The organism is Moorena sp. SIO4A5, from assembly GCF_010672005.1.
GTDB lineage: Bacteria > Cyanobacteriota > Cyanobacteriia > Cyanobacteriales > Coleofasciculaceae > Moorena.
Map to the genome: position 1 here is coordinate 1 of NZ_JAAHHZ010000170.1, position 11,338 is coordinate 11,338.

General features: G+C 45.2%; 11 protein-coding genes and 1 tRNA gene. 5 read left to right on the top strand and 7 right to left on the bottom strand.

The features are described 5' to 3' along the window. Positions 1-379, top strand: a 379-nt coding sequence (locus F6K57_RS30470) for a hypothetical protein (RefSeq protein WP_293071930.1), incomplete at its 5' end; no start/stop codon positions are given. Positions 380-935: 556 nt separating this feature from the next. Here the strand turns inward: F6K57_RS30470 and F6K57_RS30475 are convergent. From F6K57_RS30475 to F6K57_RS30490, 4 genes are all read right to left on the bottom strand, one after another. After that, complete coding sequence (locus F6K57_RS30475; protein ID WP_293071931.1) at positions 936-2,729, bottom strand: SLC13 family permease; 1,794 nt, start codon at positions 2,727-2,729, stop codon at positions 936-938. Positions 2,730-2,748: 19 nt separating this feature from the next. Further along, complete coding sequence (locus F6K57_RS30480) at positions 2,749-2,949, bottom strand: hypothetical protein (RefSeq protein ID WP_293071932.1); 201 nt, start codon at positions 2,947-2,949, stop codon at positions 2,749-2,751. A gap of 337 nt (positions 2,950-3,286) precedes the next feature. Continuing rightward, positions 3,287-3,472, bottom strand: a complete 186-nt coding sequence (locus F6K57_RS30485) for a hypothetical protein (RefSeq protein ID WP_293043579.1) — start codon at positions 3,470-3,472, stop codon at positions 3,287-3,289. 62 nt (positions 3,473-3,534) lie between these two features. Continuing rightward, a complete protein-coding gene (locus tag F6K57_RS30490; protein ID WP_293043577.1) occupies positions 3,535-4,545 on the bottom strand; it encodes a hypothetical protein in 1,011 nt (336 codons plus the stop codon). Between the two features lie 727 nt (positions 4,546-5,272). Here F6K57_RS30490 and F6K57_RS30495 point away from each other — a divergent pair. After that, positions 5,273-6,139: a tetratricopeptide repeat protein gene (locus F6K57_RS30495; protein WP_293023616.1), complete on the top strand. Its 867-nt coding sequence runs from the start codon at positions 5,273-5,275 to the stop codon at positions 6,137-6,139. A gap of 96 nt (positions 6,140-6,235) precedes the next feature. On the opposite strand, the gene F6K57_RS30500 is transcribed toward F6K57_RS30495, so the two are convergent. From F6K57_RS30500 to F6K57_RS30510, 3 genes are all read right to left on the bottom strand, one after another. Continuing rightward, complete coding sequence (locus tag F6K57_RS30500) at positions 6,236-7,963, bottom strand: succinate dehydrogenase/fumarate reductase flavoprotein subunit (RefSeq protein ID WP_293071933.1); 1,728 nt, start codon at positions 7,961-7,963, stop codon at positions 6,236-6,238. A gap of 170 nt (positions 7,964-8,133) precedes the next feature. Then, a complete protein-coding gene (locus F6K57_RS30505) occupies positions 8,134-8,445 on the bottom strand; it encodes a hypothetical protein (RefSeq protein WP_071107458.1) in 312 nt (103 codons plus the stop codon). Between the two features lie 202 nt (positions 8,446-8,647). Further along, positions 8,648-8,720 (bottom strand) — tRNA-Arg (locus tag F6K57_RS30510). 331 nt (positions 8,721-9,051) lie between these two features. Between F6K57_RS30510 and F6K57_RS30515 the strand changes: the two genes are divergently transcribed. The 3 genes from F6K57_RS30515 to F6K57_RS30525 all read left to right on the top strand — a co-directional run. Then, entirely contained in the window at positions 9,052-9,183 is a 132-nt protein-coding gene (locus F6K57_RS30515) for a hypothetical protein (protein WP_293023612.1), read from the top strand. A gap of 371 nt (positions 9,184-9,554) precedes the next feature. Continuing rightward, complete coding sequence (locus F6K57_RS30520; protein ID WP_293023609.1) at positions 9,555-10,214, top strand: Npun_F0813 family protein; 660 nt, start codon at positions 9,555-9,557, stop codon at positions 10,212-10,214. A gap of 93 nt (positions 10,215-10,307) precedes the next feature. Then, positions 10,308-11,338 (top strand): hypothetical protein (locus F6K57_RS30525; protein ID WP_293023606.1); only part of this gene is annotated, 1,031 nt, incomplete at its 3' end.

Here is an 11,338-nt window from a genome sequence, read left to right on the forward strand (position 1 = left end):
TGATCTGCCTCGTTTCCCTGTCTTGTGCGGATTCCACCATCCCTCAAGTACCTCCTCATCAATCGGTGAAGGTCAAACTTCCTCGGTTTTAATGGGCTGTGTTGTACTCACTCCAATTCCTAATTTTATATTGGGTCTTGGTCAAAGCTTCTGTCATGGCTGGGTCGAGCAAAATTTTTCTCTCTCACATATTATTGCAGCTAACTCATACTCTTTATGCAACAAAGCCTATAAATTTTGTATCTGGGTTATAAAAATACTTCTTGCCGAAAAAGGCAAAAGGCAAAAGGCAAAAGGCAAGAGGGTAAATAAATCCATAATTTTATTTTACAATAAAAAAAGACTTCCTAGGTTTACATCTCAAAGACAAACGCTATAGCAATCCCTATAGGAATTGTGATAATTTTTGTTCCCTGTTCCCTATTCTCTTTTCCCTATTATATGTTCCCTGTTGCCTAAAACATTAGGTAAGCTTGACCCATTAATCTCAGGGGGTTACAAGCTAATTGAAAATATTACAGGGGTTAGGTTTTAGGGGTTAGGTTTTAGGGAAGATTGCCCTTACGGGATGGATTGATTAAAACTATCATTGACGAAGTCTTGTTAAAATTGCTTCAATTGCTGGCAAATACAAATGACTCCGATGCGCTCATTTTACCCAAAACCTAAAACCTAAAACCTAACACCTATCTAGGTTTGAGCTTTGTTGTCACCCCGTGAGCCCATTAATAATTAAATCGCCAGGGGTCACACCTCATAGATTTATAGCTGACCCAATTTCAAACGTCTGTAATGTCTTTGGTTAGATTTTATTTAATTCATTAAGGGGGTATGGCAACCGGATTTGGTATTATTCATTTGAAAAACCAACCCTGTCTTGAGGCAAAGCGCGCATGAGGAGGGAATAAAGATTAGCTTATTTATAGCGGGGAGACTCAAGACAACCCATACAGGGCAATCACCAGTGGCGGAATAATCAATGCCATCAACAAACTTAATGGGGCACCCACCCTAGCAAAATCCAAAAACCTGTAACCCCCTGGCCCATAAACCATGGTATTGGTCTGATACCCAATCGGAGTCATAAAACTATTAGATGCGGCAAACATCACCGTAAACATAAACGCCAGAGGATTGAGACTCAAACTCTTAGCTACCTCCACAGCAATCGGCAAAAGTAACACCACCGAAGCATTATTAGACAGCACCTCTGTGATCAGGACAGTAACCACATAGAACAGTGTTAACAACCAATAACCAGGCAGATTACCCCCCAGTGCCACTAGATTTTCGGCTAACCATTCAGTTGTGCCTGACTCCTTCATGGCTATTCCCAAAGGAATTAACCCAGCCAGCAGGAAAATAATATCCCAGCGTACTGTTCCGTACAGTTCCCCAGGCTTGAGACAACCAGTGATCACCATCAACACTACTCCCAACAAGGCACTCACCATAATCGGTAGCACATTAAAGGCAGCTGCTAAGACTACCCCTACAGTAATTGCGATCGCAATTACTGCTTTGTCTCGCCGTAGGGTTTCTAAATCTCGCTGTCCAATCACCAACAAATCTCGACTGGTTTGCAATCCCAACAAACTTTGCCTTGGACCTTGTACCAACAGCACATCACCAAAGTGTAAGGAAACTCGTCCAAGTCTTTCTCTGACCAGCTCCTGTCCCCGTCGAATTGCCAAAACTGTACCGTTATAGCGTTGCCGAAACCGCATATCCTTTAAGGTTGAGCCAATTAAATTAGAGTTAGCCAGGATCAACACCTCAGCAATCCCCTCCTCCCCAGAGGTAAGACCGGTTTCCAAGGGTTGCTGTCCAAATTGGACATCAGCTAAGATTTCTATCCCTCGTTGATCTTTGACTCTCAGCAGACACTCCCGACCAGACCTCACAATCAAAATATCCCCTGGTCGCAATACTTTATCTGCCAGGGGTTGGGGAAAACGACTACCATTGCGAATCAGTTCCAAAACGTCCAAATCAAACTTCCGCTGGATTTCACTGGCACGTAGGGTTTGCCCCACTAGGCTGGAATCTGGTGTAATCACAATTTCACTGACATACTCTTTGAGATTATAGTCCTGAGTGACAATACCATTGCTAGCTACTTTACGGTTGGGCAAAAGTCGGGGTGCCACTAGAGCCAAATATGCCAATCCTATGGTGAATGTAATTAGCCCCAATCGGGTGAATTGAAACAAGCTGAAATCACCATAGCCCAACTGTTTAGACAACCCACTGGCCAAGACATTAGTGGAGGTGCCAATGGTAGTGATCATGCCCCCTAAGATAGTGACAAAGGATAAGGGCATCAAAAGCCTAGAAGGGGAAATACTTTGCTTGCGGCACCAATCTTCTACAATAGGAAGTAGTACAGCCACCACAGCTGTATTGTTAATGAAGCCCGTTATGGGCCCAGCAATTATTCCCATGGTAAATATTTGCTGGGTTGACTCCTTGCCTCCCCACTTCAGCAGTAGGTCATTCACGATTTGAAGCGCCCCAGTTCGGGCAATCCCAGCACTGAGGATAAACATAGCCATCACAGTGATCGTGGCAGGGTTGCCAAAACCGGAGATTCCCTGTTCTGGGGTGACTAGCTTTAGAAGCATCAGTAACACCATCACTGCGATCGCAGTGATATCCACTGGCATCCATTCCCTAATGAAACTGATTAAAGCTAGTACAACAACGCTCAGGGTAAGAAATATAGTCATAGATACAGCGGTTTGCAATTCAGTTAGGTACAAATTTCTGGATTTTAGGGAACAGGGAACAGGGAACAGGGAACAGGGAAGTCAGAAGTGGGAAGTGGGAAGTCGGAAGTCGGAAGTGGGAAGTCGGAAGTGGGAAAACAATCCTGTGTACCTGATAGTTATGCAAACCGCCGTAGCGATCGCTCTCACCAAAAAAGACTACCTTAGTTAGGTAGCTCATGGACATCCATCAAACATTTTGATAAATTTACCTATCCATGGAATTTATCTCGCCATATACTAGCCAAAATGATTCAATAACGCTATTAGTTAGCGTATCCTTTATCAAACTAATTTATAGTTATAGCAATGAGCATAAGCCTTAGGAAATCAAATTAATTTAAAGGTAACTTCGGAACTTCGGAACTTTGTAACAAGCATGTACTAATCTTTATTCCCCGAATTCATCCGTGACTATGAACTTAATTATTCATTATTATCTAGTCAAGTATATCCCTTAATTAAAACTTTAAATTAAGACACCCTTTATTTAAAAAAATTTAATAATAAACTCTCAATTATTGTTGACTGTTGACCGTTAACGGTTGACCGTTGACCGTTAATCTTACCATCCCGCCAACAAAAAAATCAATTAAATTAAAATTGAATAAACTCCTGGGGGTTGCTCTGAGTATGCCAGGGGAACAGGTAGCTTCTGGAGTAGGGGAGTAGGGGATATTCCATGTCCGTCCCCATTCCCCCATCCCCCCATCTTCTTCAAAGTAAAGCGTGGTAGCTCACGCTTCGAGCAATTTTCCACTTCCCATCAAGCAGAATTCCCAGAGGAATCACCCTTACTACCGTGGTCAATACGCTTGATCGGTTTCGGTCTTGGTCTTTGGGGTTTGGGTGCTGTGGCTGTAGCCGCGCCATCCTTTTTACGAGCAGGGCGTGGCTTCGGGTAACTCTTTTTAGCACCAAAACGTTTTTTATTTTTATTAAATGGTTTCCTCTTAGGTCCTTTTTTGTTGAGAAACCCAATATCATTTCCTTCCTGGATCACCAGGGTATTGGCTTGCAGCTGTGCATGTAAATCCCAAAAATGACCAACAACCCTTTCTCCCAGGCAACCCTTAAGCTTTAACTTGAAAAACTTAGGCTTATCTGACTCTTTACGAGGTAATTGCCTAATTTTAACAACGACTTGTTCCTTCTCCCGCGAATGGTATATCACCTCGCCACGAATGGAAAAATAGCCATCCTTCGGAATCGGTTCCGCCTCAGCTTCTGAGGAGTCATTTGATGTCTCGACTTCTGTTTCGGACTGAGCAACTCCCGAGTCAGTTGTTTCAGCTTCAGCTGTGGGTTCGAGAGTTTCTGGTTCCCAGACGCCAACAATTTGGACATGTAAGTTATCGTCTGCTTGCCTGATGCGAGGATAGACAACCCAGAGGTGGGGCTGATTGAGATCTAAGTGATTCTTGACCAAACTCATGACCCGACCGAGTAACACCGCATCAATCAAGGTTCCATCTGCCCCTACCAGTGTTCCCCTGGTCAACTGTTCTGCGGAAGGCATATATTTGCCATTGACCAGACCAATGGCGCGGTATTGCCTAGGTTCACTGGGGGCAGGAATTGGGTGCTGTCTTGAGACCTTACTTGAGACCTGAGTAGTTACTGTCCCATTAGATTCAGCTAAGGGAGCTGATTTGGTGGTATCTTGAGAGCCACCAGTTGGTGTTTCTGGGGGCTGGTTTTGCACACTGGATACTTCCGGTGGTTGGATTCCAGACGACTCAGCTGAGTCGGGAAGCCCATTCACAGACGAATTCATATAACCTCCTAGCGGCGGAGACACATTCCCATGGGTGGTTTTGACTGACATTGGCAGCATTATTTTGTCAACATCCTCCAGCTTTCCGGTGTCCTTTCCAGAAAAAATTATCCTGGACTGTTGCCACCACAAAACTGGAGGGTGAGCGCACTTGGTACTAGTCTACCCACTGTACAGAATGCAGTGAGAGAAAGGTTAGATCCGCAAAGTTTATGGAATCTTTAATCTGAGCGGTTTCTAGCCGATTTAACTGAGCCTTAATGCTAGCGTATTTATATAGATGGGATTGATGGGAGGAGACTTGAAAACCCCCAAATCGTTTCATAATGGGAAGAGAGTAGCAATCTAGTACATGCGGGTATGTTACGCATGCGTAACATACCCGCATGTTTTCAACAAAACTCCTCTGGGATTGTGGTACAATGGGCCTATGCAATAACCAAGCAATAACAGTATTAGGCTTGACATCCAGATAATCTTCTACAAGAGTGGGTAGCCTGCGAAAAGGTAACTGAGTAAAGCCATCAGTTTTAAATCTCCCGAAAATAACGGAGTAGAGCAACAAAGTTGTCACCTCAAATTCAATATTAGGTTGGGTTCCAGCCGATTTGAAGCCTGTGGATAGGGTGCTGCCGACAGTCCTAGTTGAAACAGGAAGTAAACAGGCTTCGTTGTGACGTTTTTGTCCGCGATGTTCACGTTTTATAGAACAGTTCAAGAAAGTTTTGTGTCTCAAAAGCGCAGTCTCTGGATCAAAATAGTGCTAGTACTAGCTGTGCTAGCGTTTATCGGTATTTCGATGATTCCTTTGCTAGGGAATATTTTCAAGGATAATCCCGCCTCTGTTGGGGCAACACCTACAGCTACACCAAATATTTCTGCCCAGCAGCAAGCAGAACTAGAAGCTCAAGCCAAGGGTTATGAACTAGTCTTGCAGCGAGAACCAGAAAATTTAACGGCTTTGAGAGGTCTGCTGGAGATACGGCTACAGCTAAGAGACATCAAAGGCACCATTGAACCCCTAGAAAAGTTAGCCAAACTCAATACTGACCAGACAGATTATGGGGTCTTGCTGGCTCAGGTAAAACAACAAATTGGCGATCGCGAAGGAGCAGCTCAAGCCTATCGGGACATATTAAACGCTAAGCCTGGGGATATGAATGCTCTGCAAGGGTTAGTTAGTTTGCTAACCCAGGAAAACCGCCCAGAAGCAGCCATCGGTTTGCTGCAAGACACCTTAAAAAGTTCCCAGCAAGTCAATGAGATTAAACCTGGGAGCATTGATGTCATTTCTGTGCAGTTGTTGTTAGGTCAAGTTTACGCGAATCAGAAGCGTTATGACGAAGCCACAGCTATATATGACCAGGCGATCAAAGGCAGCCAAGATGACTGGAGACCAGTGCTAGCTAAAGCCATGATTTTTAAAGAACAGGGTAACACTGAAAAGGCTAAACCCCTGTTTGACCAGGCTGAATCCCTAGCACCAGCCAAGTACAAAGACCAAGTCAAACAGTTGGCAGCCGAAACTCCAGAAACTCCAGAAACTCCAGAAACTCCAGAAACTCCAGAAACTCCAGAAACTCCAGAAAATTAGTCATTGGCTAAACCATGATTAGTGATGAGTAACCAACACAGGCTAGGAGTGTTACTTACTCATGACTCGACCAGTGAGGCAGTATCGGAGTAACAATCAATACTTCCGCTCTTTCGGTTCAAACAAGGTAATGCTTACCGGTTTATATTGCAGGTCAATACCTGCGGATGAGTAAAACGCTAGGGTGTGTTTGAGAAAATTGGGATCATCCCGTTGGGGATAATCCTCCCGGCTATGGGCACCCCGGCTTTCTCGTCGGTTCAGAGCAGAGGTAAGAATAATTTCTCCGACTATCATTAAATTGCGCAGTTCCAAGGCTTCGATAATTTCCGTGTTCCAACAGTTGCCTTTGTCATCCAAATAAATTTGCTGGTACTGTTGTTTGAATTGTTGCAGTTGGTTTAATCCCTCCTCCATGGACCCTTGGTTACGGAAAACGCCACAGAATTGGGTCATACAGTCTTGGAAGGCTTGACGCAACTGGTTAAGCCGTAAGGTGCCAGATTTTTCCACAAGGGCTTTGATTTTTGTCTGGGCTGCATTGAGGTAGGATTGCTCGTCAAGGTCTGGTAACTTCCGGTCTTGGACGTATTTTGCGATCGCAGCACCGGTTCTTTTGCCATAAACCACACATTCCAACAGGGAATTACTCCCGAGGCGATTTGCCCCATGAACAGATATACAGGCTGATTCCCCAGCGGCAAAGAACCCATCAATTAACCCATCTTTACCACTATGAACTTGTCCATCGGTGTTGACAGGGATTCCCCCCATGGAATAGTGGGCAGTTGGTCGTACTGGCATTGGTTGATGTACTGCGTCAATACCAACCAATCGATGGGCTTCTTCCCAGCAGAACGGAATCCTACTCATAATCTTTTCTTTGCCCATGTGGCGCAGGTCAAGGTAAACAAAAGGTCCACCTACACTGCCATCAGGGTGAATGCCACGACCAGCTCTGAGTTCTAGGGTAATCGCTCTTGAAGTAATATCCCGAGGTGCCAGTTCCATTTGTTTGGGGGCATAGTCCCTCATAAAGCGATCGCCTTCTGAGTTAATCAGATAAGCCCCTTCCCCTCGTACCGCCTCAGAAATCAAAACCCCCACCGGATACAAGCCTGTAGGGTGAAACTGTACAAACTCCATATCTTCCAAAGGCACCCCAGCCAGAGCTGACATTCCCAGACCATCCCCAGTGGAAGCAAAGTCATTGGAGGTGGTGTTAAATACCCGTCCATAACCCCCAGTAGCAAACATGACCGCTTTTGCCCGTACTACTTCCACCTTCGTGTTTAGGAGCTGGAACATCACCACCCCTTTTGCCTGACCCTCTTCCAAAATCAGCTGCATAACGTACCACTCATCGTAGAGTTTGACACCGTTATGCCGGAGATTGTTCACCAGTTCATGCAAAATGGCGTGACCCGTCTTATCTGCCGCGTAGCAAGTGCGGCGATGGGAATGACCTCCAAAAGCCCTCTGAGCAATCCGACCATCTGGTAAGCGGGAAAACAGAACCCCCATGTGTTCCAGCTCAATGACCACCTCTGGAGCCTCTTTGGTTAGGATTTCTACTGCATCCTGGTCTGCCAAGTAGTCAGACCCTTTAACCGTGTCAAAGGCATGGGCTTCCCAGCTATCGTCAGCATCAACATTCTTCAGAGTAGCTGCCATACCCCCTTGGGCAGCCACCGAATGGGAACGAATTGGGTGAGTTTTAGCGACAAGGGCGACATCGAGCTTAGGCTCAGAGCGTTTAATCTCTAAAGCAGCGCGACATCCAGCTAATCCCCCACCGACAATAATGACATCGTGTTCTAGCATCTCGGTCGTATTATGGAATCCCAATTCCTATTTTAGGCTCTAGGTTCTAGCCTCTAGGCATTTACCCTCTAGGATTGCGGAAAAAGTATGAAGCGCCCCTCCTCAAGCACGGAGGCTCTCAACTCCCCTTCCCCGGGTTCTGAAAAAGCCGGGGATGGTCCGGATTATCTTCAACCGGTCGCCCCAATAGGTTTCTGTCTAGGGGCTCTGCCTCCAGCTGTTGATGTGGTTTCCTCCTCTTCCATCTGAGCAATTTCAATATGGTTTAACAATGTAGTCACGAAGGCAAAGAGCAGGAAGGGCAGAGATAGTACCAAAATCAGCCCGACAGTTGCCAGAGCGTAAATTTGGCGGTCAGCACTCCAAAGAGCTAAGGCTGAGGCAAGACTCAGGAAAATTACGATTAACCAAACCATAATTTGTCCATAAATGTCACCAAAGCTTAGGGTGCAGACAATGCGATATCGTTGTAAGTTATCCATGGCATCTCTTGACACATTTCTTTATTTTTCTTACCATATGCGTCTCATCCAGGTTTGGGGGATTTCTCAATAATTTTTAAGAGGAGCGCAACATCAGTTTACATTTAGATTTACATTTAGTCATTAGTCATTAATCCTTAGTCCTATGTATTTTGTGAGCCAAATTAAGCCGACTTTTGACCAATAACCAATGACCAAAGAGCGCCCTCGGTAGGATTTGAACCCACGACCCAGGGATTAGAAATCCCTTGCTCTATCCACTGAGCTACGAGGGCATAGCTATATCATACATCAGAAAAAACTGTTTTTGCTTGGCTGGTGATCGGGTACCAGTCTCTGTGTGCCTAATACCTAGTCCTATCAAGGCGCTTTGCGGGTATTCACTCCTGTATCTGTAAACCATAACCAAAAATTATACCAATTTAAAACGGGACAGTCAAGGTCAAGGAGGAACAGGGAACTTCGGATAAAGGAACAATGGCTCCGGTAACAGAAAGCATTTCCCGTTAAGCGTTGCCCGTTACCCGTTCCCGATCTCATACCGAGTTGCATTCAAAGATAGTAGATTGCTTGGATAGGGAGATAGGGAGATAGGGAGATAGGGAGATGGGGAGATGGGAACCCACCCCTAACCCCTCCCAGGAGGGGGAGATGGGGAGATGGGGAGATGGGGAGATTGGGGGAAGAGAAAGTTGTACGTTTGACCGCAACTTGGTATCAGGAGAGCCTTGGGCTTAAGTGGAGAGCCACCACAATAATTATCGATTGCTTGTCTCAATTAGCGGTAAGACTCAAGGCACTTAGCTCGAACCCGAGTTAAGGTAGGTACATAGTCAGTGTCACTGATCAGAACTTAGTCAGACTCTGTCACAAGGATTCTGATCAGGAGATAGTGACTATTACTCTGTCAAAATTGAATTGAGGGGTAAACTATACTTTTCCGGATTAGGCACGCTTTTACTAGGCATTAGGTATGACTTAACACCGTGCCACCGTGCCACCGTGCGACTTTGCCCTAACCCTCAAAACTAAATTGACAGAGTACTAGGGGGTTAGAACACTTCGTCAACAGCACCCCCTGACCCGGTCAGGAGTCATGTGCCAGTATCATGTTTATTTTGAAAAGGCAGGATGTTGAAATCTCTAGTATTCAGCACCCACAGAGGGAGCAGCAAATCCCGATTCTCAATTACCAGGGGCAAACCTTTCGCCTGCTCAGTGTATTTGGTGCCACTCAGGAAGAGGAAGCCATAGCTTTCTGGCGAGACCTCACCGATCATCGGGGAAAAGCTTGTGTATTGTTGGAAGAACCTGAGCGCTACAGCGTTTGGGGAAAAATCCGTCTGGATCAATTAGGCACTGAACCCAGCTCTGAGGGCACTAGGGTATCCTACATTCAAGCCTGTCTTTTGCTACTACAGACGGTGTATATGGATGTGGAAGACTTCTTAGGAGCTAGACAAGCTGGGTTGTTCCAGAAGGATATCGCCAAGATCTTGATAGATTCAAACTTTCCCCAGGTTCAATCGAACCAAGCTGTACAACAATTGCTCAAAATCGACCCCCTTACCAACTCTGATTTTCCTATCTGGGAAGAACATCATCTGATCACCCTGTTGCAAGAACTATATCGCTTAGGTAAAGACTATTTTGGCAATACCAACTTTGCTCAGGGGGTTAGCGATATCTTGCAGGATATGCCAGCTCAGGAGCAAACTCAGTTTATCAACTGGCTTAACAACTGTGATCTTAGTAAACTATGGCAATAATCTACAATTAAAAATAAGCTTAAGAATCATAGATATTTTAGCTGCCTAACCATAGTCTTATTGTGCTAGTCAGTGATAAGTGTGAAATTCCTTATGAGCAGCTCTGCAGAACGGTCATCAGGTAATCTATCCCCCCTCAGCAGCAATACCATCATCTATGGTGGTATTGCTTGGGCGATTATCTCCCTATTATTCTTCTTGCTGTTTGGGATTACATCCCCTGGGCAAGAAAGTCCATTTTGGTACCTGATTAGTACCTACTTTTTAGAATGTATACCCTTCCTAGTAGCAAGTATTCTCTGTTTCAGAAATTGGCGTAGCCCTCAGATTGCCAGTGGACGAAATGTCTGGCTAGGACTCGGTCTGGGGAATCTGTTCTATTTGATGGGTGACTTGATATTCGGTGTGTGGGAGCTGTATTTTCACCTTAACCCTGATGTATCACTAGCAGATGTGTTTTACTTATCCTCCTACGTATGTCTTGGGGTAGGCATGTTTTTAGCAGTTATTCCCAGACGCTTAAACTTAGAACTTTGGCAAGGGTTAACGATTGTAGCGATTGCCATAGTGGGGATGGCCTTAGCTGCTTTGCTGTTACTTGCCCCTTCCCTCGAATCCAGCACTCCTGAATCTGGTGATGTGACAATTGCGTATTCTATTTCTGACTCGACCACACCACTTCTGGTCAAGGAAAATAATGCTATGGTCATCTCGGCAGAGCCATCTGAAATAACCAACTCTGAGGCTAATCAGAGTACTGATCATAATTCTCCAAGGTGGGCTATCGAACTTGACAAGTCACTGAGTGCCTATTCAAACCAATTGACGACCCTCTACATTGCTTTCGATGTAATTCTGCTGATTATTGCCTCATCCCTACTGTTAGCTTTTTGGGGTGGACGTTTTTCCCAATCCTGGCAAATGATTGCCGCTGCAACATTTTGCCTGTACATTGCAGATATGTGGTTTAAGTATGCTGAGACTAGACCGAACTACGAAAGTGGCGGTTTACCAGAAGTCTTTTTTGTATTCAGTGGTGTATTGTTTGCAATAGGGGCTGCCCTGGAATATCAAATATCGAGCCGTTCCCGTCGTGGTTCACGCAGGCGAGCTGAAAAAGTAGC